The organism is Rhodanobacter sp. T12-5 (assembly GCF_008329435.1).
Taxonomy (GTDB): domain Bacteria; phylum Pseudomonadota; class Gammaproteobacteria; order Xanthomonadales; family Rhodanobacteraceae; genus Rhodanobacter.
Genome location: NZ_NPKN01000002.1, coordinates 61936 through 83578 on the forward strand (window position 1 = coordinate 61936; position 21643 = coordinate 83578).

Below are 21643 nucleotides of genomic sequence, written 5' to 3' on the forward strand. Positions count from 1 at the left end.
ATGATTTCGCGCGATCGCACGTTGCGCATGCGGTCGCGCCCATCGTTTTTTTCAGGGGAGCATTGCCATGAAGTCCATCGGATATGCCGCGCTCGCGGCCTGCTGCCTGTTGGCGCTGCCGCCGCCGGCACGTGCGGCCGCCAGCACACCGGCGTTCCAGCTGACCGACCTGCAGAAGATCGTGAGCCTCGGCGAGCCACGGATTTCGCCGGACGGCAAGCGCATCGCGGTGATCGTTTCCACGCCCGACTGGAAGACCGACAAGAGCCAGCAGGAGCTCGACCTGGTGGACACGGCCAGCGGCATGCGCCGCGCGCTGACCTGGAAGCGCGAGGACATCTCGTCGCCGCGCTGGTCGCCCGATGGAAGCCGGCTGGCCTTCATCGCCAAGGACGCACAAACCAAGCAAGGACAGTTGTACGTGATGCCGATGGATGGTGGCGATGCGCGACGCGTCACCGACATCAAGCACGGCGTGGATGCCTACAGCTGGAGCCCGGACGGCAGCCAGCTCGCGTTTGTCAGTGCGGACGAACCGGCCAATGCCAAGGCAATCAAGGCGCATGACGATGCGTTCCAGGTCACCGACAACCATTTCCTCATGCGCAAGGCGCTGACGCCATCGCATCTGTGGGTGGTGCCCAGTGCGGGCGGCACGGCGAAACGGCTGACCCAGGGCAGCTTCAGCCTGCAGACCGACCAGCAGGACGGCGCGCCCGCGCCGACGTGGAGCCGTGACGGCCGGAGCATCGCCTTCGTCCGCTTCCCCGGAGCGTACTGGGGGCCGTCGTTTCATTCGGTGATCGACACGGTCGACATCGGCGGCGGCACGCCACGCGCAGTGGTGACCGACGAAGGCGCAATGGACGCCAACTACGCTGCGGGCAGCGACATGCTGGCCTTCATGCGTCCGCGCGGTGGCGACCAGAACAACGGCAATGCCGTCTACGTGTCGAGCGATGGCCACAGCCGCGATGTCACCCAGGCGCTGGCGCGCAACTTCGACAGCTACGCCTGGCTGCCACGCGGCAAGGCGCTGCTGCTGGCCGGCGAGGATGGCACCCATGCGGTGTTGTGGGTGCAACCGCTGTCCGGTGCGGCGAAGAGACTCGACCTTGGCGGGGTGGAAGCCGGTGCCGACATCAGCGTGTCCAAGACCGGCGCGCTGGCCTTCGTCGGCAGCACCGAGACTCACCCGGGCGAGCTGTACGTGATGGATTCGGTGAACGCGAAGCCGCGCCGGCTCACCAACCTCAACGCGTTTGTCGACAAGCTTGCGCTCGGCCGCACCGAATCGATCGAGTGGCAGGGTCCGGACGGTCTCCGTGAAGACGGTGTGCTGACCAGGCCGGTCGGCTACCAGCGCGGACAAAAATATCCGCTGGTGCTGGTGATCCACGGCGGCCCGGAAGCCGCGTCCACGGTGAAGTTCTCGCCCTTGCCGCAATTGCTGGCCGCGGCAGGCTTCGTGGTGTTCCAGCCGAACTACCGCGGCAGCACCAATCTTGGCGATGCGTACCAGCACGCGATCTTCCGCGATACCGGCGACGGTCCGGGCCGGGACGTGATGGCCGGCCTGGCCGCGGTGCAGAAGCTCGGCGTGGTCGACGCGCAGCGCATCGGCGTCAGCGGCTGGTCCTACGGCGGCTACATGACCACCTGGCTCACCGGTCACTATCCGCTGTGGAAGGCGGCGGTGTCCGGGGCCGCGCTGACCGACTGGGTCATGGACTACACCGTGGCGTATTACCAGACCGGCGACACCTATTTCTTCGGCGGCTCGCCGTGGTCGGCGAAGTACCGCGACATCTGGCGCGAACAGTCGCCGATCACCTATGCGCACAACGTCACCGCGCCGACCCTGATCATGGGCGATGTGGGCGATCCCAACGTGCCGCTGGTGAACAGCTACGAGTGGTACCACGCGTTGCGCGACAGCGGCGTGCCGGTGGAGTTCTACGCGTATCCGGTCGATACGCATTTCCCCAAGGACATCGTGCGCACCACCGACGTGTACCGCCGCTGGGTCGGCTGGATGACCGCGCACCTGAAACCCCGGTCCTGAAGCATCCCTGCGGCTGGCGACGGCCTCATTCCGGATGGCCGGTGCCGGCCCCTGCCCCGCATAATTTCTCCAGCAACTCGGCCTGGACGTTGCGCAGGGGTTCGCCCTCGGGCACGGATGGGCGCAGGTACTGGCCATCGGGCTGCAGCAGCGACGTGCTGCTGTTGTCGGTGAGGTAGAGCTCCAGCGCGCTGCGGATCCGCTGCTGCAGCTTCTTTCCCTCGATCGGGAAGGCGGTTTCGACGCGGCGATCCAGGTTGCGTTCCATCAGGTCGGCGCTGGACAGGTACAGCCGCGGATCGCCGTCGTTGGCGAACCAGTAGGCGCGGCTGTGCTCGAGGAAGCGGCCGATGATCGAGCGCACCCGGATGTTCTCCGAAACGCCCTCGACGCCTGGGCGCAGGCAGCAGATGCCGCGCACGATCAGGTCGATCTGCACGCCGGCGATGCTGGCCTTGTATAGCGCGCGAATGATCTTCGCCTCGGTCAGCGCATTGACCTTGAAGATGATCCGCGCCGGCCGGCCGGCGGCGGCGTGCGCGGTTTCCCGCGCGATCAGTTCGAGCAGGGTCTTCTTCAGCGTGAACGGCGCATGCAGCAGCTTCTTCATGTGCAGCACCTTGCCCATGCCGGTGAGCTGGCTGAACAATTTGTGCACGTCTTCGCACAGCGCCTCGTCGGAGGTGAGCAGGCTGTAATCGGTGTACAGGCGCGCATTGCCGGTGTGGTAGTTGCCGGTGCCCAGATGCGCGTAACGCACGAGCTCGCTGCCCTCGCGGCGCTGGATCAGCATCAGCTTGGCATGGGTCTTGATGCCCACGACGCCATAGATCACCATCGCGCCGGCCTGCTGCAGGCGCGAGGCGAGCGTGAGGTTGGACTCCTCGTCGAAACGTGCGCGCAGCTCTACCACCGCGGTCACTTCCTTGCCGGAACGCGCCGCGTCGACCAGCGCATCGACGATTTCCGAATTGGCATTGGTACGGTAGAGCGTCTGCTTGATCGCCAGCACCTGCGGATCCTGCGCCGCCTGGCGCAGCAGGTCGACCACTGGCGAAAACGACTCGTACGGATGCAGCAACAGCACGTCCTGCTTGCCGATCACCTGGAACACGTCCTCGGCATGCTTGAGCGCCTTGGGCAGCACCGGCGTGAACGGCGGGTACTGCAACTGCGGATAGCTGGCATGGCTGGCGATGCGGAACAACCGCGCCAGGTTCACCGGGCCGTTCACCTCGTACACTTCCGACTCGGCCAGGCCGAACTGCCTGAGCAGATGATCGATCAGGTCACGCGGACAGTTGTCGGCCACCTCCAGCCGCACCGCATCGCCGAAGCGACGCGAGTACAGCTCGCTGCGCAGGGCCAGCGCCAGATCCTCGACATCTTCCGGATCGAGCGTGAGATCGGCGTTGCGGGTCAGCCGGAACTGGTAACAGCCGAGCACCTGCATGCCCGGGAACAGTTCCTCCGCATGCGCATGGATGATCGAGGACAGCAGCACGTAATTGTCGCCGCCCTCGCAGATTTCCAGCGGCATCTGGATCAGCCGCGGCAGCACGCGCGGCGCCGGCACGATCGCCAGGCCGGAGTCGCGGCCGAACGCATCGACGCCGTCCAGCCGCACGATGAAGTTGAGGCTCTTGTTGACCAGCAGCGGAAACGGATGGGTCGGGTCGAGTCCGATCGGCGTCACCAGCGGCGCCACTTCCTCGCGGAAGTAGCGGCGCACCCACAGCTTCTGCTTGTGCGTCCACTGCGTGCGGCGAACGATGCGGATACCGTGCGCGACCAGTTCCGGCAGAATGCGCTCGTTGAGGATCGCGTACTGCCGTTCGATCTGCCGATGCGCGATCTCGCTGATCTCCGCCAGCGCCCGCTTCGGCGGGATGCCGTCCGGTCCGATCATCTCGTGATCCAGCGCGATCTGCCCCTTCAGCCCAGCCACGCGGATCTCGAAGAACTCGTCCATGTTGCGCGAGAAGATCAGCAGGAATTTCAACCGTTCCAGCAGCGGCGCGCGCTCGTCCAGGGCCTGGTCCAGCACGCGGATGTTGAACTGCAGCTGCGACAGTTCGCGGTGGATGTACAGCCGGTTGTCGGTGAGATCCACCGCCGCCGTCTCGGCATCATTCGCGGCCGGCGCGGAAGCACCGGCCGGCGAGGTCTCGCGGATCAGGCGACTGTTCATCGGTGCATCGGTTCCGGCAAGGGTTGTCATCCAAGATAGTGCATCATCGGTGATGACAGGATCAGCGCACCGCGGTTGCCCCGCGAGTTTGCGACAGTTTTCTGACCGCCGGATGACACGGAATTCCCGCGGCAGGCAGGTGTTTCATGTATCGCCTGCGCCGCGGAGCAGCCATTCATCCGCTGCCAGGTAGCGGGTGGGTGCCGCACCGAGCACGCGCCGGAACGCCGCGGTGAAAGCGCTGGCACTGCTGTAGCCGAGATCGACTGCCACCTGGGTGATCGAGTCGCCGCCAGCCAGCCGGGTCAATGCGGCGAGCAGGCAGGCCTGCTGGCGCCATGCGCTGAAACTCATGCCGGTTTGCTGGCGAAACAGGCGGGTGAAACTGCGCCGGCTCATGCCGGCCTTGTGCGCCATCGCGTCGATGTCGATCTCCAGCGCCGGCGCCGCGATCATCGCGCGGCACAGGCGGGCCAATCGCGGGTCGCGTGGCAGCGGCGTGTTCAACGGCAGCGCCGGCATCGCGGCGATTTCGTCCAGCAGCAACGCCATCACCCGGCCATCGCGGCCGTCCAGCGCGTACTCGGCCGGCACATCCACGGCCTCCAGCAGCAAGGCATGCAGCAGCAGCGAGACGCCGATCACCCGGCAACGCACCGGCAACGCAGTGGCGGCCTCGTTGCGCACGTAGGCGCTGCGGGTCGACACGACGCCGCTCATGCGCACCTCGTGCGCGACACCGGCCGGAATCCACAGTGCGCGGCGCGGCGGCACCACCCAACTGCCTTCGTCGGTGATCACGGTGACCACGCCGGTGGCGGCGTACAGCAGCTGGCCGCGTTTGTGCGCATGGCGCGGCAAGACGTAGTGCGGCGGATAGTCGTTGCCGGTGATGACGATATCGCGCGGGGTGTCTTCGTAATGGGTGACGCGGGCATTGCGCACGGTGGATGGCCCGATTTCGACAGAACTTGACCCGCCGATGCATGCGGGCCGACCCCAACCACTCTAGAGTGACGCTCCCGGCGGTGCAATCCGGCCGCCTCTTTCCCTCCCATCAAGAGTTCCACCATGAATACCCGCGTCGACGAGGCAAGCCTGCCGCTCGAACCGATGACGACCCCGCATTCACCCGCTCAAGGCACCGCCTACGGCGTGCTCGGCGGGATCAGCTTCGCGCACATGCTCAACGACATGATCCAGTCGCTGATCCTCGCGATCTACCCGATCCTGAAAAGCGATTTCCACCTGAGTTTCGCCCAGGTCGGCCTGATCACGCTGACCTACCAGCTCACCGCCTCGATGCTGCAACCACTGGTGGGCACGGTCACCGACCGCCGGCCGATGCCGTATTCGCTGCCGGTCGGCATGGGCTTCACCCTGTGCGGGCTGCTGTTGCTGGCGGTCGCACCCACCTTCCCCGTGCTGCTGCTGGCGGCCGCGCTGGTCGGCACCGGTTCGTCGATCTTCCATCCCGAATCCTCGCGGGTGGCGCGAATGGCCTCCGGCGGACGGCATGGCCTGGCGCAATCGCTGTTCCAGGTCGGCGGCAATACCGGCTCGTCGCTGGGACCGCTGCTGGCCGCGTGGATCATCGTGCCGCACGGGCGCGGCAGCGTCGCCTGGTTCTCGCTGGCGGCGCTGCTGGCGATCGTGGTGCTGTTGCAGGTCGGCCGCTGGTACAGCCATCACCACGTCAGCCGCAGCAAGTCGACCTCACGCCACCTGGCGCTCGTGTCGCTGTCGCGCAACCAGATCATCGGTGCGCTGGCGATCCTCGGCCTGCTGATCTTCTCCAAGTATTTCTACCTGGCCAGCCTCAGCAGCTATTACACGTTCTACCTGATCCACAAGTTCGGCGTGTCGGTGCAAAGCGCGCAGGTGCACCTGTTCGTGTTCCTGTTCGCGGTGGCTGCCGGCTCGCTGATCGGCGGCCCGGTCGGCGACCGGATCGGGCGCAAGTGGGTGATCTGGGTATCGATCCTCGGCGTGGCACCGTTCACGCTGCTGTTGCCGCACGCGAACCTGATCTGGACCGGCGTGCTGACGGTGATCATCGGACTGGTGTTGTCGTCGGCATTCTCGGCGATCCTGGTCTACGCGCAGGAACTGGTTCCCGGCCGCGTAGGCATGATCTCCGGCCTGTTCTTCGGCCTCGCCTTCGGCATGGGCGGCATCGGCGCAGCCGTGCTTGGCGGACTGGCCGACGTGCACGGTATCGAATACGTCTACCGACTGTGCGCGTACCTGCCGCTGATGGGATTGATCACGGTGTTTCTGCCGAATATCGAGAAGCGGGTTCGCGCTTGATCGCTTTGTAGGAGCGCACAGGGTGCGCTCCTACAAAAAGACTCAGCGCGCGCCGATCACCACCGGTTCCAGCTCCCACGTGACGCCAGACTTCCCGCGCACTCCTTGCATGACTTGCTGCGCCAACGCCACGGCGTTTTTCCACGACGCCACAAGAGCGGCCAGCGCTTTACCGGGGTGCCATGCCGAAGGCGCCTCGGCTATGCTTTTGGGGCCATTCATCGGGGGAGGGATCAAGTGGGCATCAAGGGATTCGGCTTTCTGGCGTTTTTCGCCGTCATCGCGATTTACGTCGTGGTGATCTACAACAATCTGGTGCGGTTGAAAAACAACGTTGCCAAAGCCTGGTCCAACATCGATGTGCTGCTGAAACAGCGTCACGATGAACTGCCCAACCTGGTGGAGACCTGCAAGCAATACTTGGTGTACGAGCAGCAAACGCTGGTGAAGGTTGCCGAGGCACGCAGCGCGATCTCCGTCGCCCGCCAGCACGCCGACGCCGCTGCCTTGGGGCCGGCGGAGGATCAGTTGCGTAGCGGCCTGGGCCAACTGTTCGCGGTGGCCGAAAAGTATCCTGACCTCAAGGCCAACGAGACTTTCCGCAATCTGCAGAGCCGCATCAGCGGCCTGGAGTCAGCCATTGCCGACCGGCGCGAGTTCTACAACGACACGGTAACCGAGTTGAACGTGCGCATTGAACAGTTCCCCGACCGCTTCATCGCCAGCTTGTTTGCGTTCGGTTCTGCCACCCCGATCCGCTTCAGCCAGAGCGAGCTCAAGCAGCCCGACCTGAAGGCACTGTTCAACTGATGGCCCGCCCGTGATGACAGGTGTCTCGACGGTTCCTCCAGGTTTCATCGCTTTCATCCTCGGCGCAGGCGCGCTTGGCAGTCTGTACTACTGGGGACGCAAGCTGCAGCAGTTGCGGTTGATCCAGGGCACCCCGGTATCACGCTGTCGTGCCGCTGCACAGGGTTATGTCGCCTTGTCCGGCACCCAATCGACGGTTCCCGATCATCCCCGGGTGGGGCCGATGACCGGCCAGCCGTGCACCTGGTGGAGCTATACCGTCGAGGAGTTGCGCGGTGACGACAAGCACAAGAAGTGGGTCACGATCAGTCAGGCAACCTGCTCCCTGCCGTTCATCATCGACGACGGCACCGCTCGGGTGATGATCGTCCCGGAGGGGGCCAAGGTGACATTCAGCAGCATGGACCGCTGGCGCGGCTACTCCGAGTGGCCAACGAAGACATCTGTCATGAACTCGATGGACGGCGATTACCGGTACACGGAAATGCGCATGTCGGAGGGCGACTCCTTGTATGCGATCGGCCAGTTTGGCAGTCATTCTGTCCACGAGGTCCCGAAGGGCACCGACGACGCCGTGTCCGCCATCCTGACATCGTGGAAGAACGATCACGCCGCCCTGCTGGCCCGGTTCGATGCCGACAACAACGGGCAGATCGATATGGAGGAATGGGACAACGCGCGTGAAGCGGCAAGAAAACAGGCCATGCTTGGCGCCGATGCTCCCGACGTGATGAGGCCTGAGCCGATCCTCTCCTGCCCCAAGGATGGCCGACCGTTCCTGCTCTCGACGAAGCCGGTGGAGGACATTGCCGCCGCGCTGCTCAAGCAGGTGCGATATGGATTGATGATATTCGCCGCCTGCACCGCAGGCGCGCTGTGGCTGGCAAGCAGATAACAACCGATCAGCATCCCGGCGCATCGACACCGCCGTGCTTGGCGGCTTGGCCGACACACATGGCATCGAGTACGTCTACCAACTGTGCGCGTACCTGCCGCTGATGGGGTTGATCACGGTGTTTCTGCCGAATATCGAGAAGCGGGTTCGCGCTTGATGCTTTTGTAGGAGCGCACCCTGTGCGCGATGCTCTTGCTTGATTTGTTGTCGTGAAGCGAAGGGCTTTCACCCTCCTGCGGAGGGCGAGGTACTTCTCTTTTGCTTGTCCAAAAGAGAAGTACCCAAGAGAAAACGACACCCCGCTTGCACGCTTTCCGGGCTTCCTGCCCGGAAAGCGCGGAAGCGGGGTGGCCTCTCTTTGGGCCACGTTTCTCTGGCCAAACAGAGAAAGGTGGCTCGGCTGCCGTAGGCAGACGAAAGCTTTTCGCTTTGAATGCCGCAGGCAAAGCAAGAGCATCGCGCACAGGGTGCGCTCCTACGAGAACAGCTACGCGACGTAGCACCGCGGGAAGACCGGCGGGCGTTGCCCGCCCTACGAAAGGTGGCTCGGCCGCCGGAGGCAGGCGAAAGCTCTGCTCTGCATGCACCAGGAGCATCAGGCGCTCCGCGCCAATACAGAGGCTCAGCGCGAGCCGATCACCACCGGCTCCGGTTCCAGTTGCACGCCGAACCTGGCGTGCACGCCGTGCATTACCTGCTGCGCCAGCGCCCACAGTTGGGGGCCGGTGGCGTGGCCGTGGTTGACCAGCACCAGCGCGTGCCGGTTCGAGATGCCGGCGTCGCCTTCGCGGAAACCCTTGAAGCCGGCGGCTTCGATCAGCCAGGCGGCAGAGAGTTTGCTGTGGCCGTCGGCCTGCGGCCACGCGGCGAGTTCGGGGTGCTCGCGCTTCAGCGCATCAGCCAGCGCAGCGTCCACGATCGGGTTCTTGAAAAAGCTGCCGGCGTTGCCGATCACCGATGGGTCGGGCAGTTTCTTCGTGCGCAGGTGCACGACCGCTTCAGCCACGTGGAACGGTGCGGGTTTGTCCACGCCCATCCGCGCCAGTTGCTCGTTGATGCCCGCATAGTCGGTGCGCAGCGGCCGGCTGCGCGGCAGCACGAAGCGCACGGCGGTGACGATGTAGCGGCCGGGCTCGTGCTTGAACAGCGAGTCGCGATAGGCGAAGGCGCAGGTGGCATGGTCCAGCGTCGCCACGCGGCGCTCGCGGGTATCCCAGGCTTCGACACTCTCGACGAACTCGGCCACTTCGCAGCCATAGGCGCCGATGTTCTGGATCGGCGCGGCACCCACGGTGCCGGGGATCAGGATCAGGTTTTCCAGGCCGGCGTAACCCTGGCCCAGGCTCCAGCGCACGAAGTCGTCCCAGCGCTCGCCCGCGGCCACCGCGATACGGGCGCTGTCACCGTCGCTTTCCACCTGTACGCCGCGGGTGGCCATCGCCAGCACGGTGCCATCGAAGTCGCCGGTGAACAGCATGTTGCTGCCCTCGCCCAGCACCAGCAGGCGGCTGTTGCGGATCGCCGGGAAGTCGAGCAGTTCGGGCAGTTTCGCGGCGTCGCGGATCTCCGCCAGCAGCGTCGCACGCGCGTCGACGCGCAACGTGTTGCGCGTGGCCAGCGAGGCGTTTTCGATGAGCGTGTAACCGCCCATGTCTACCTGTTCAACCGGCATGGGTGTCCTCGCGCTGGCGGCGGATTTCGTTGACGCATTCGCCGACAAGTTGCGGGCCGCGATAGACCAGCCCCGAATAGACCTGTACCAGCGAAGCACCGGCGTCGAGCTTCTCGGCCGCATCGCTGCCATCCAGGATGCCACCCACGCCGATCAGCGGGATGCGCCCCTGCAGCCGCTTGTGCATGCCGGCCAGCACCGCAGTGGAGCGCTCGAACAGCGGCTTGCCGGACAAGCCGCCGGTTTCGCCGCCATGCGGATCGTCGGCCACCGACGCGTGGTCGATGGTGGTGTTGGAGCAGATCACGCCATCGATGCCGGTGCGCAGAAGCACCTCGGCGATCGCATCGAGCTCCGCCTCGGCAAGGTCGGGCGCGATCTTCAGCAGCATCGGCTTGCGCCGCCCGTGCTGAGAGCCCAGTCGCTCCTGCGCCGCACGCAGCAGCGAAATGAATTTGTACAGCGTGGCTTCCTGCTGCAGGTCGCGCAGGCCCTGGGTGTTGGGCGACGAGATGTTCACCGTGACATAGGTGGCCAGTCCGTGGACCTTGTGCAGGCAGGCCAGGTAGTCGTTGACGGCCTTCTCGTTCGGCGTGTCCTTGTTCTTGCCGATATTGATGCCGAGCACGCCGTGGTAGCTCGACTTCCGCACGTTGCGCACCAGCGCGTCGACGCCGCCGTTGTTGAAGCCCATGCGGTTGATGATCGCCTCGTGCCGCGGCAGGCGGAACATGCGCGGCTTGTCGTTGCCCGGCTGCGGCAGCGGCGTCACCGTGCCGACCTCGATGAAGCCGAAGCCGAGCGTATCCAGCGCGTCGAGGTGCTCGGCATTCTTGTCGAGGCCGGCGGCCAGGCCGACCGGGTTCGGGAAGGTGATGCCGAATACGGTGGTCGGCAGGTCCGCCGGCGGCTTGGCGATCAAGTGGGCGAAACCGCTGCGCTGGGCCACGCCCAGCGCGTAAAGAGTGAGATGGTGCGCCTTCTCGGCGTCGAGCTGGAACAGCAGCGGGCGCAGGATGTCGTACATGGATCAGGCCAGGTGGCCCGCGAAGATGCGGGTGTCGTAGTCGAAGCTTACCGCGCCGTTTTCGGCGCAGCTGTCAAACAGTTCGCGCAGCGCGCGCAGCATCGGCTCGTGCTGCGGATGGCCGGCCTGCGGCGCATAGGAAGACGACATCAACCTCCCGCGCAGGGCATCGAAATCGAGCTTCTGCGCGTGCTCGAAACGGCCGGCACCGCGGAAGCCGGCACCGAACCAGGTGCGCATGCGGGCATCGTCGGCGTAGCGTTCGGCCACGCTGGTGTAGTCGGTGCCGAAGCGCAGCAGCAGCGCTTCGTAGCCTTCCAGGAACGGCGTGCCGGTGAGCCGGCGCGAGTTCCACCAGATCGCCGCCAGTCCGCCGGGGCGCAGGATGCGTGCGAACTCGCGCCGCGTCGCCTCTTCATCGAACCAGTGGAACGCTTGCGCCACGGTGACCAGGTCCACGCCGGCATCGGGCAGGTTCGTGGCATCGGCACGGCCGTCGATGGCATCGAACGCCGGATAGCTGCGCAGCCACCTTTCGGCGGCGGCGCGCATCGGTGCATTCGGCTCCACCGCGGTCACCCGATGGCCGGCGTCGAGGAACATCTTCGAGGAGATGCCGGTGCCGGCGCCCACGTCGGCCACCCGCCAGTGGCTGTCCACGTGGTGCTCGCGCTGCAGCCATGCGAGCAACGCCGGCGGGTAATCCGGCCGGTAGCGCACGTAGTCGTCGACGCGATCGCTGAAGCGTGCAGTGGAGTGCAGGTCAGCCATGCAGCATCTGCCCGCCGTCGACGACCAGGGTTTGCCCGGTGATCCAGCCCGCCCACGGCGAAGCGAGGAACAAGGCGGCATGTGCGATCTCTTCCGGGGTACCGAAGCGCCCGAACGGAATCTTCGCCAGGGTGGCGCGATAGAGCTCGGGCTGTTCCGCCCGGCGGCGTTCCCACAGGCCATCGGCAAACAGGATCGAACCCGGTGCGATCGCATTGACGCGGATGCGATGTTCGGCCAGCGCCAGCGCCTGCGAAGTGGCGTACTGGCTCAGCGCGGCCTTCACCGCGGCATAGGCCGCGCCGTGGGGACGCGGGCGGAACGCGGCGATCGAACTGGTGTGCAGGATACAACCGTGCGGCGATGCCTGCAGATGCGGCAGGGCCGCGCGCGAGGCGCGCACGGCGGCCATCAGGTCGACGTTGAAACCGGCCAGCCAGCCGTCGTCGCTGTCGTCGAAACCGTAGCCGCTGGCGTTGTTGACCAGCACGTCGATGCCGCCGAGCGCTTCGGCTGCGTTGGCGACGTAACCTTCGATGGCCGCCGGATCTGCCAGGTCGCAGCTTTGCGCATGGACAAGGCCGCCATGCGCGGCAAGCGCCTGACGAGCCTCGTCCAGCGCAGTTGCGCCGCGCGCGCAGATCGATACGGCCGCTCCGGCTTCGGCGAAACCCAGCGCGATGCTGCGGCCGATGCCGCGGCTGCCGCCGGCGACGACGACCCGGTAACCACGGAAATCGAAGGGAGCGGAAACGGTAGCGTCGCTCATGCGTCGATCAATGCCAGCCCGCAAACGCGAAACCGAAGATCAGCACCGCGATCAGCACGAAGATGCCGAGTATGCATAACGCCAGTTGCGCGTAACCGAGCACGAGGCCGGCCACCGCCATGCCGTCGCCCTCGATGCGGTTATCCGGCGCACTGCGACGGATCTCGCCGCGCGCCAGGTGGCCGCAGATGACCGCCACGATCGCGCCAATGAACGGCAATACGCACCAGCCAAGGATGCCGAACACCAGGCTGACCACCGCCAGCGAACTGGTGGTTGCAGGACGATAGGATGGTTGATAGCTCATCGGGTCGCTCACTCGTCAGAAGTGGAACAGCGCCGTCATGCCACGCCCGGCGAGGGACGGCAAACCGTCCACCGCCTGGCTTTCGCGATTACACCGTGAACTTGATGCCCTGCGCCAGCGGCAACGCGTCGGAGTAATTGATGGTATTGGTCTGGCGGCGCATGTAGACCTTCCATGCGTCCGAACCGGACTCGCGCCCGCCGCCGGTCTCCTTCTCGCCGCCGAATGCGCCGCCGATCTCCGCACCGGAGGTGCCGATGTTGACGTTGGCGATGCCGCAGTCCGAACCGGCCGCCGACAGGAATTGTTCGCCCGCGCGCAGGTTGTTGGTGAAGATCGACGAGGACAGGCCCTGCGGCACGTCGTTCTGCATGTCGATGGCTTCGTCCAGCGTCTTGAACGGCATCACGTAGAGGATCGGCGCGAAGGTTTCGGTCTGCACGACTTCATGCGAGTTGGCGATGCCGGTGACGATGGTCGGCAGCACGAAGTTGCCCTTGCGGTCGGTCAGCGCCTTGCCGCCGGTGCGCACGGTGCCGCCGGCCGCCTTGGCCTTCTCGATGGCGCCCAGGTAGCCCTGCACCGCCTCCTGGCTGTTGAGCGGGCCCATCAGCGTGGTGGCCAGGGTGGGATCGCCGATCTTGCCCTCGACCTGCTGGTACGCCTTGATCAGGGTATCGACCACGCCGTCGAAGATCGACTCGTGCACGAACAGCCGGCGCGTGGTGGTGCAGCGCTGGCCGGCGGTGCCGACCGCGCCGAACACGATGCCGGGGATCGCCAGCTTCAGGTCGGCGGTTTCATCGAGGATGATCGCGTTGTTGCCGCCCAGCTCCAGCAGCGAGCGGCCCATGCGCCGCGCCACGCGCTCGCCGACCATGCGGCCGACCTTGGTGGAGCCGGTGAAGCTGATCAGCGGGATGCGCTTGTCGTCGACGAAGGCCTGCGACAGGTCGGTACCGGCGTCGTTGAACAGGAAGAACAGGTCGGGGAAACCACCGGCCTTGAGTGCGTCGTTGCAGATCTTCATCGTCGCGATCGCCGACAGCGGCGTCTTCGGCGACGGCTTCCAGATGCAGATGTCGCCGGCGATGGTGGCCAGCATGGCATTCCAGGCCCACACCGCGACCGGGAAGTTGAACGCGCTGATGATGCCGACCAGGCCCAGCGGGTGGTACTGGTCGTACATGCGGTGTCCCGGGCGCTCCGAGTGCATGGTGGAGCCGTACATCATGCGGCTCTGGCCTACCGCGAAGTCGGCGATGTCGATCATCTCCTGCACTTCGCCGTCGCCCTCGGGCTTGATCTTGCCCATCTCCAGCGCGACCAGCGAGCCGAGCGCGTCCTTGTGCTTGCGCAGCGCCTCGCCGCACAGGCGCACCGCTTCGCCACGTGCCGGCGCCGGCGTCGTGCGCCACACCTTGAACGCGGCCTGCGCGCGCTGGACGATGATGTCGTAATCGGCGGCACTGGACGCATGCACGGTGCCGAGCACTTCGCCAGTGGCCGGGTTCACCGGCTGCAGCGCGCCGGCATCGGTGGTCTTCGACCACTCGCCCTGGCCGAGGTACGTACCGGACTGCTCGCCGGAAAGGCCGAGCGCGCTGAGGATTGCATGGGACATGGATGTCTCCTGGACGTGCGGTGCCTGCCGGCACCGTGAATGGAAAGCGGGCAATTGCCCATTCTAGCAGGGGCAGCGCAATCGCCCCCTTCCCCTGCACGCAGAGGGATGCGCAACGCAATCGCACCGCCGCGCGATCCATGCGAAAATCCCGGCGCTGCCCTCGTAGCTCAGTTGGATAGAGCGGCCCCCTCCTAAGGGGCAGGTCGGACGTTCGAATCGTCTCGAGGGCACCAATTCCCGAATGCGAAGGCCGGCCATGCCGGCCTTCGTGCTTTCCGGCTCATGAGCTGCACGACAGCATCGAGCAGCCGGCCTTGTGCCGCGCCCAGTCCGGCCGCTTCTGCGCAAATGCCTCGCGACCGGGTTGGTCGTCGTACGGATGGCGCATCACGTCGAGCAGTTCGGCGATGCCGCCAGCGTCGCCCTGCTCGGCCCGGTCGATGGCCTGCTGCGCCAGGTAGTTGCGCAGCACGTAGCGCGGATTGGCCTGGCGCATCTGTTCGCGGCGCCGGTCCGGCAACAACGGATCATCGGCCAGCCGCGCGGCATAACGGGCCAGCCAGTCGTCAAGCGCAGGCGCCGCCTCGTTTCGCCTCGCCTCGTCGTAAAACGCTTCGTCGAACGTCGTCAGCGTCGGTGCGTGCGCATCGAAGTCGACCAACGCGCGGAACCACAGCGTCATATCGATCTCGGCCTGCTGCATCAACGCATGCAGCGACTTCATCAGGGCCACGTCATCATCGCGGCATTCGGCCAGACCAAGCTTGGCGGCGGTATTGGCGCGATCGGCGGCAGCGTAGGTGGCCGCGTAACGATCCAGCCCGGCCTGCAACGGTTCCACGGTATTGAACAGCGGCGCCAGCGCACCGGCCAGGCGGCTGAGGTCCCACCACGCCACGTCCGGCTGCTGGCCGAAACGGTAGCGGCGGCGCTGCGCGTCGGTGGTATTCGGCGTCCAGTCCGGATCGTAGTTGTCGACCCAGCCGTACGGGCCGTAATCGATGGTGAGACCAAGGATCGACATGTTGTCGGTATTCATCACGCCATGCACGAAGCCCACCCGCATCCAGTGCGCGATCATCGTGGCGGTGCGCTCGCACACCTGCGCGAACCACGCCGCGTACAACGCCTCGCCCTGCCCCGGCAGTTCGGGGAAATCGCGGCGGATGGTGAAGTCGACCAGTTGCTTCAGCAGCGCGGTATCGCCACGCGAGGCGGGCAATTCGAAGTTGCCGAAACGGATGAACGACGGCGCGACACGACAGACGATCGCGCCGGGCTCGGGTCTGGCGTGACCGTCGTAGAACATGTCGCGCAACACCGGCTCGCCGGTACCGACCAGGCTCAATGCCCGCGTGGTCGGCACACCCAGGTGATGCATGGCTTCGCTGCACAGGAACTCCCGTATCGACGAGCGCAGCACGGCGCGGCCATCCGCGCCGCGCGAGTACGGCGTAAGGCCGGCGCCTTTCAACTGCAACTCCCAGCGTTCGCCGGTACCGTTGATCACCTCGCCCAACGAGATCGCGCGCCCGTCGCCGAGCTGCCCCGCCCAATGACCGAACTGATGCCCGCCGTAATTCGCCGCATAGGGCTGCATGCCGTCGAGCAAGGCATTGCCGCCGAACAACTGGGCAAACTCGGGCGTGACCGCATCCGCCTCGCTGAAACCGAGCGCTGCCGTCATTTCGGCCGAATGCGCCAACAGACGCGGCGTGGCCACCGGCGTGGGATCCATGCGCGAATACAGCGCACCTTCGACCTGACGCAGACGTGCACCCTGCTCCGGATCGCCGGGCAAATCGCGCACGAACGCGTTGTCGAAATGAAGCTTGAACATGGGTTTCAACCGCTGGGCTGTACCGACTCGACCTTTATATCCGGGCAGGCGATGCCGCTTGCAAGAGCAAGCCCCCCATTCCTGTGGGAGCGACTTCAGTCGCGATGCCCTGCTTTCCGCCCACTGAAGAGCATCGCGACCGAAGTCGCTCCTACAACTTCCACGAGGACACCGGCGCAAACCGCATGGCGCTATAGTCGGCGCCGCCAGCCATTCGCGAGAACCGCATGAACGACGCGCCCAACAGCCTCAACGCCGATGCGCTGCCCGAAGATGCGCCCTACCTTGCCGCCACCACGCGCTGGCTGGAGCGCGCGGTGATCGGGCTCAATCTGTGCCCGTTCGCCCGCGCGCCGCACGTGCAAGGCGAGCTGCGGCTGCGGGTCAGCCATGCACGCGATACCGATGCCTTGCTCGACGACCTCTGCGGCGAACTGCAGTCGCTCAATGCGCTGACGCCGGACGAATGCGAAACCGGCCTGCTGATTCATCCATTCGTGCTCAACGATTTTCTCGACTACAACGATTTCCTCGACGTGGCCGACGCGGCGGTGCAGACGCTGGGGCTGGAAGGCGAGTGGCAGGTGGCCAGCTTCCATCCCGATTACCAATTCGCCGACAGTGCACCGGACGCGATCGAGAATTTCAGCAACCGCTCGCCCTATCCCACCCTGCATCTGCTGCGCGAATCGAGCATCGAGCGGGCGATGGACGCCATGAGCGATACCGACAGCATCTACAGGCGCAATATCGAGACATTGCAGCGACTTGGCACCGATGGTTGGAACAAGTTGTGGCGCGACGCCGACGATTGAAGCAGCGCACCTGCGTCGATCGGTTCAGGTGCGCGCCGACCGATGCTGTCATGCTGGGGAGTGAATAATCTCCCCGATCCCTACGCGGAAAGCGTCGACCCCAGCGTGCAATGCACGACTTGCGAGGCCGTGTGCTGCCGCCTCACCGTCGTGCTGATGCCGGATGACCATGTACCGGCATGGCTGGTCGACCGTGACGAGCACGGCATGGAAATCCTGGCCAAGGGCGAGGACGGCTGGTGCGCCGCGGTAAACCCGAACACCTCCGGTTGCACAATCTACGAGGACCGCCCCGCGATTTGCCGCAAGTACGCGATGGGCAGCCCGAGTTGCCGCGACGAGCGGCACAAATGGTTCGGCGCAACCATTCCCACTGCAGTGCACGTGCTGTAGCCCCACTCGAGGCAGCTCGGGCACGGCCCGCCGGATTTTCCCTTTGACGTGAGGCAGCGCGGCGGACGATGCCCGCGCTACGAGGCGAAGAGCAGGGCTACTTCGTCGGCACCCAACTGACGCCATTCGCCCAGTGGCAACCCACCCAATGCGAGTGCGCCGACCGAGATGCGTTGCAGCGTTTCGACGTTGTTGCCGGTCGCAGCGAACATGCGGCGCACCTGGTGGTAACGGCCTTCGGTGACGGTGAGGCGGGCGTGGCGCGGACCCAGCACGTCGAGCCCGGCCGGTGCCAGCGGCTCCTTTTCCGACTCCAGCATCAGCGTACCGCTGGCGAACAGCTCACCCTCGTCGCCGCGCAGATCCTGCGCCAGGGTGGCCTCGTAAACTTTCGCGACCTGCGCCTTCGGCGAAATGATCCGGTGCAGCAGCGCGCCGTCGTCAGTGAACAGCAGCAGGCCGGAGGTATCGCGATCGAGCCGGCCCACCGTCGACAGCACCGGCGAGCGCACGTTGTAGCGCGGCGGCAGCAGGTCGTAGACGACGCGGCCCGGGTCCTTGCGCGAACAGGTGACGCCGAGCGGCTTGTTCATCATCAGCACCAGGCCGGGCGGCGGATCGAGCGGCTCGTCGTCGACGCGGATGGTTTCGTACGGCACCACATCGTCGGCGTAGAGCACCTCGCCATCGGCGTCGGTAATGCGGCCGGCACGGAACAACTGCGTCACGTCCTTGCGGCTGCCGTAGCCCAGGTTCGCGATCAACTTGACCAGTTTCATGGTTTGACCCCCGCCGCTTCGATCACCTTGAACCCCTCTTGCGTCGCCAGCGTGCGCACGTCGCGGAAACGCGCGGCCAGGACCGCCTCGTACGGCAGATGCCGGTTTGCCACGATGAACAGGCGGCCATCCGGCACCAGCGCATCGGCAGCGCTGGCGATGAACGCGCGGCCCAGTTCCGGCAGGTCGGCACGGCCCTGGTGAAACGGCGGGTTGCTGACGATCACGTCGTATCGCCGCGGCAGGCCGCGAGTGACATCGTGCCAGTGCACCGCCACCTCGCAGGCACGGTCGCGCTGCGCCCGCGCCAGGTTGATCCTCGCCGGCTCCAGCGCCCGTGACTCGGCCTCGTACAGATCGATCGCGCCGACGTTCGGGCAACGTGCGATGACCCGGCTGGCGAGATAACCGTAGCCGGCACCGAGATCCGCCGCACGTCCGTGCAGATCCGTCGGCAGATGCGCGGCCAGCAATGCCGACGCGCGATCGATGCGATCCCACGCGAACAGGCCGGGACGGCTGACGTAACCGTCGACGATGGTGCGCGGCGCATCCAGCGCCAGCCATTCGGCCAGCAGGCTCCGATCGATGTCGGCCAGCTCCGGCGTGCTCCAGAACACCCGGCATTTGTGTTTGGAAAGATGCTCCACGGCACCGGCAAGTTTCGCCAGATCCGCCTCTCCCGATTTCGCGCCCTCGGCATTCGGCATCGCCGCCAGCACGGTGCCGCTTGGCGCCGTGTGCGACAACGCACGAGCAAACAGCGCCCGCGCCTCGTCACGCTGGCGCGGCGGCAGGATCAGCACCAGCGGAAAGCGCTCATCGTCGCCCGGTTCGCCCACATGCAGGCCGTTGCGAGCCAGCTCGTCGGCGAACGGCATGAAACCCTGTTCGCACAACCACCCCGGCTGCGCCATCTCGCGCAGCCGCACGCCCGCGCGGGCGCGCAGGAACAACGCACGGCCATCTGCCGGCAGTGACAGGCGCGCCGATTCGAATGGCATGAACAGTGCGGCCAGCGCCGTATCCGGCGCGGCCGCGAAAAATCCGGCAGCAGTCACGTCAGGTCAGGTCTTCGATCGTGGGACGATGGCGGCATTGTACGTGGCTGCCGGCGGACTCGGAGCCTGGGAAGAAAACCACTTCCTGTGGTTTTCTTCTATCGCGGATCCTGCGCAGAGATCGCGCGTGGATCTTTGCATCCATGGTTGCCCTTCAGCGTGTCCGGGCCGGGCTTGTCGATCTCGCCGATCCTGCCCGGCAATTCCTTGCGCTATTGCAGCCCATCCAGCATGGGGGGAGTCATTCCGTTGTCGTGGCGACCGGGCAAATCCGCGTCGATCGTTCACGCCGCGGCTGGCGTGCGCCCCAACCGCGCCACCCAGCGATACAACACCACGTTGACCGCGACGAAAGCGATGCCGCCGATCCAGATCGCGGCGGTGCCGAAGCCGTCGCCGACCAGCGCCAGCGGTGTGGCCTTGCCGGAGAACACCACGATCGCCGCGATGATCACGCCGATGATGCTTTCGCCCACGATCATGCCCGAGGCCAACAACACGCCCAGTTGCTTGGTCGCCTCCGGTTTGGCGCCGCGCTCGGCCCGTTTGTCGAAGTACCAGCCGACGATGGCACCGACCACGATCATCAACGTGGTCGAGGTCGGCAGATAGATGCCCAGGCCCACTGCCAGCGGCGGCAGTGCCGCGGATTTGGCGAAGCGTCCGAGCAGCGCGTCCAGCACGATCAGGGCCACGCCGATGGCGCCACCGAGAATGATCAGGCTCCAGTCGATATTGCCCTGGATCACGCCCTGCGCCAGCGCCGAAATCAGGCCGGCCTGCGGTGCCGCCAGCGCCCGCGCCGGATCGACGCCGGGCATGCCGGCAAAGCCGTAAGCCTTGTTCAGCAGGTCCAGCACCGGCGGGATCACCGCCGCGCCCACCAGCACGCCGACCACCAGCGCCACTTGCTGCTTCCACGGGGTGGCGTCGACCAGCTGGCCGGTCTTCAGGTCCTGCAGGTTGTTGTTGGCGATGGTGGCCACCGCGAAAACCACCGAAGTGGCGAACAGTGCAAACGCCACCAAGCCCTTGCCCGCATCGCCAGCCACTTGCGACTGCACGCCGGCCACCAGCAGCAACAACGCGGCGATGATCACCACCAGGATGCCCACGCCCGACAACGGGCTGTTGGACGAACCGATCAGGCCGGCCATGTAGCCGCACACTGCCGAGACCAGGAAGCCCATCACCACCACGAACAACAGGCCGCCGATCACCAGCAACCACAGGTGATCGCCCAACCCGGTGGTAATGCTGAAGTTGCCGAGCAGCCAGCCGATCGGAAGCAGGCAGAGCAGGCTGATCAGGCCGACGATGCCGATCGGCATGTCGTGCTCGGTACGCGGCAGCGCACCGCCCTGCCCGGCCTTGCGTGCCTTGGACGAAGCCATCGCCGAACTGAGTCCGCCGATCACCGGCTTGACCAGCTTGGCCAGCGTCCAGATCGCCGCCACGCCGATCGTGCCGGCGCCGAGGAATCGCACCTTGGTGCTCCACGCCGCCTGCGCCAGATCGGCCGCGGCGCCCGTGGCGGCAGCGAGCATGGTGTAGTGCGGAACGGCCCAGCCCCACGCGATCAGCGCGCCGAGCAGCATCGCCAGGCCGACCCACAGGCCGACCAGGTGACCGACGGCCAGCAAGGCGAACGACAGACTGAAGTCGTAGCCGCTGGCACCACCCCGATCGCCGACGTGGAAGTATTGCGACACGCTGGAGGCGAATACCCTGGTGGCGACCACTACCGCAAATACCGCCGACACGACGGTGCCTGCCGCCACCGCCAGCAGGCCGCTCCTGCTGCTTTCTTCCGACGCCGCGGCGGCATCGTCGCCACCGCCGACCTTGAGCACTTCGGCGCAGGCCACGCCTTCGGGATACGGCAGGTCGGAGTCGGTCACCAGCGCACGGCGCAGCGGGATCGTATACATCACGCCGAGGATGCCGCCGGTGGCGCAGATGCCGAACGTCTCCCAGAACGGAAAGCCGTTCCACCAGCCGACCATCACCAGGCCCGGCAGCACGAAGATGATCGCCGACAACGTGCCGGCCGACGAGGCGACCGTCTGCACGATGTTGTTTTCCTGCATCGTGGAGTTCTTGAAGCCCCGCAGGATCGCCATCGAAATCACCGCCGCCGGGATCGAGGTGGCAAAGGTCAGGCCGGCCTTGAGGCCGAAGAACACGTTGGCGGCGGTGAACACCAGCGTGATCACGATGCCGATGATCAGGCCGCGTACGGTCAACTCGGTGCGCGGTGTGGCGCTGGACATGGGTTGTGCATTCACGAATGGTTCTCCCCGGGGCGGAT

At 65.9% G+C, this 21643-nt stretch carries 18 protein-coding genes, 1 tRNA gene and 1 pseudogene; 8 read left to right on the forward strand and 12 right to left on the reverse strand.

The features are described 5' to 3' along the window. Nucleotides 1–67: 67 nt before the first annotated feature. Nucleotides 68–2065, forward strand: coding sequence for a S9 family peptidase (locus tag CIW53_RS04375; protein WP_149363501.1), 1998 nt, complete (start codon nucleotides 68–70; stop codon nucleotides 2063–2065). Nucleotides 2066–2090: 25 nt separating this feature from the next. On the opposite strand, the gene ppk1 is transcribed toward CIW53_RS04375, so the two are convergent. Together ppk1 and CIW53_RS04385 are read right to left on the reverse strand one after the other, a co-directional pair. Further along, on the reverse strand, nucleotides 2091–4256 hold the full coding sequence (ppk1, locus tag CIW53_RS04380; RefSeq protein WP_149363502.1) for a polyphosphate kinase 1: 2166 nt from the start codon (nucleotides 4254–4256) through the stop codon (nucleotides 2091–2093). A gap of 144 nt (nucleotides 4257–4400) precedes the next feature. Next, a complete protein-coding gene (locus CIW53_RS04385; RefSeq protein WP_149363503.1) occupies nucleotides 4401–5201 on the reverse strand; it encodes a helix-turn-helix transcriptional regulator in 801 nt (266 codons plus the stop codon). A gap of 126 nt (nucleotides 5202–5327) precedes the next feature. Here CIW53_RS04385 and CIW53_RS04390 point away from each other — a divergent pair, with 126 nt between their 5' ends. From CIW53_RS04390 to CIW53_RS18110, 4 genes and pseudogenes are all read left to right on the forward strand, one after another. Beyond that, nucleotides 5328–6566, forward strand: a complete 1239-nt coding sequence (locus CIW53_RS04390) for an MFS transporter (protein WP_149363504.1) — start codon at nucleotides 5328–5330, stop codon at nucleotides 6564–6566. Nucleotides 6567–6671: 105 nt separating this feature from the next. Then, nucleotides 6672–7376 carry a LemA family protein gene (locus CIW53_RS04395; RefSeq protein WP_242451768.1) on the forward strand — a complete coding sequence of 235 codons (705 nt, stop codon included), beginning with the start codon at nucleotides 6672–6674 and terminating at the stop codon, nucleotides 7374–7376. Nucleotides 7377–7389: 13 nt separating this feature from the next. After that, nucleotides 7390–8271 (forward strand): E3 ubiquitin ligase family protein, encoded by an 882-nt coding sequence (locus tag CIW53_RS04400; RefSeq protein WP_242451819.1) that lies wholly within the window; start codon nucleotides 7390–7392, stop codon nucleotides 8269–8271. A gap of 31 nt (nucleotides 8272–8302) precedes the next feature. Beyond that, nucleotides 8303–8428, forward strand: a pseudogene (locus tag CIW53_RS18110) (MFS transporter); the annotation flags it as partial. Nucleotides 8429–8893: 465 nt separating this feature from the next. Here the strand turns inward: CIW53_RS18110 and murB are convergent. The 6 genes from murB to CIW53_RS04435 form a co-directional block, all read right to left on the reverse strand. After that, entirely contained in the window at nucleotides 8894–9922 is a 1029-nt protein-coding gene (gene murB / locus CIW53_RS04410) for a UDP-N-acetylmuramate dehydrogenase (RefSeq protein WP_149364141.1), read from the reverse strand. 10 nt (nucleotides 9923–9932) lie between these two features. Next, nucleotides 9933–10970, reverse strand: coding sequence for a quinone-dependent dihydroorotate dehydrogenase (locus tag CIW53_RS04415; protein ID WP_149363506.1), 1038 nt, complete (start codon nucleotides 10968–10970; stop codon nucleotides 9933–9935). Between the two features lie 3 nt (nucleotides 10971–10973). Beyond that, nucleotides 10974–11741 (reverse strand): class I SAM-dependent methyltransferase, encoded by a 768-nt coding sequence (locus CIW53_RS04420; protein ID WP_149363507.1) that lies wholly within the window; start codon nucleotides 11739–11741, stop codon nucleotides 10974–10976. Then, nucleotides 11734–12510 carry an SDR family oxidoreductase gene (locus CIW53_RS04425; protein WP_149363508.1) on the reverse strand — a complete coding sequence of 259 codons (777 nt, stop codon included), beginning with the start codon at nucleotides 12508–12510 and terminating at the stop codon, nucleotides 11734–11736. Before CIW53_RS04425 ends, CIW53_RS04420 begins: the two co-directional genes overlap by 8 nt. Nucleotides 12511–12517: 7 nt before the next feature. Continuing rightward, a complete protein-coding gene (locus tag CIW53_RS04430; protein ID WP_149363509.1) occupies nucleotides 12518–12817 on the reverse strand; it encodes a DUF4190 domain-containing protein in 300 nt (99 codons plus the stop codon). An 88-nt stretch (nucleotides 12818–12905) separates the two neighbouring features. Then, nucleotides 12906–14441, reverse strand: coding sequence for an aldehyde dehydrogenase family protein (locus CIW53_RS04435; RefSeq protein ID WP_149363510.1), 1536 nt, complete (start codon nucleotides 14439–14441; stop codon nucleotides 12906–12908). A 159-nt stretch (nucleotides 14442–14600) separates the two neighbouring features. Here CIW53_RS04435 and CIW53_RS04440 point away from each other — a divergent pair. Then, nucleotides 14601–14677, forward strand: a tRNA-Arg gene (locus CIW53_RS04440). A gap of 47 nt (nucleotides 14678–14724) precedes the next feature. Here the strand turns inward: CIW53_RS04440 and CIW53_RS04445 are convergent. After that, nucleotides 14725–16284 (reverse strand): YdiU family protein, encoded by a 1560-nt coding sequence (locus tag CIW53_RS04445; RefSeq protein ID WP_149363511.1) that lies wholly within the window; start codon nucleotides 16282–16284, stop codon nucleotides 14725–14727. Between the two features lie 227 nt (nucleotides 16285–16511). Here CIW53_RS04445 and CIW53_RS04450 point away from each other — a divergent pair, with 227 nt between their 5' ends. Both CIW53_RS04450 and CIW53_RS04455 read left to right on the forward strand, forming a co-directional pair. Continuing rightward, complete coding sequence (locus CIW53_RS04450) at nucleotides 16512–17099, forward strand: DUF1415 domain-containing protein (RefSeq protein ID WP_149363512.1); 588 nt, start codon at nucleotides 16512–16514, stop codon at nucleotides 17097–17099. A 60-nt stretch (nucleotides 17100–17159) separates the two neighbouring features. Then, the gene (locus CIW53_RS04455) at nucleotides 17160–17492 is read left to right on the forward strand and encodes a YkgJ family cysteine cluster protein (RefSeq protein ID WP_149363513.1); all 333 of its coding nucleotides are present in this window, start codon (nucleotides 17160–17162) and stop codon (nucleotides 17490–17492) included. Between the two features lie 77 nt (nucleotides 17493–17569). Here CIW53_RS04455 and CIW53_RS04460 read toward each other — a convergent pair whose 3' ends face one another. The 3 genes from CIW53_RS04460 to CIW53_RS04470 form a co-directional block, all read right to left on the reverse strand. Continuing rightward, entirely contained in the window at nucleotides 17570–18271 is a 702-nt protein-coding gene (locus tag CIW53_RS04460; protein WP_149363514.1) for a pseudouridine synthase, read from the reverse strand. Next, the gene (locus CIW53_RS04465; protein WP_149363515.1) at nucleotides 18268–19332 is read right to left on the reverse strand and encodes a class I SAM-dependent methyltransferase; all 1065 of its coding nucleotides are present in this window, start codon (nucleotides 19330–19332) and stop codon (nucleotides 18268–18270) included. Before CIW53_RS04465 ends, CIW53_RS04460 begins: the two co-directional genes overlap by 4 nt. Before the next feature lie 284 nt (nucleotides 19333–19616). Further along, nucleotides 19617–21605, reverse strand: coding sequence for an oligopeptide transporter, OPT family (locus CIW53_RS04470; protein ID WP_149364142.1), 1989 nt, complete (start codon nucleotides 21603–21605; stop codon nucleotides 19617–19619). Between the last annotated feature and the right edge of the window lie 38 nt (nucleotides 21606–21643).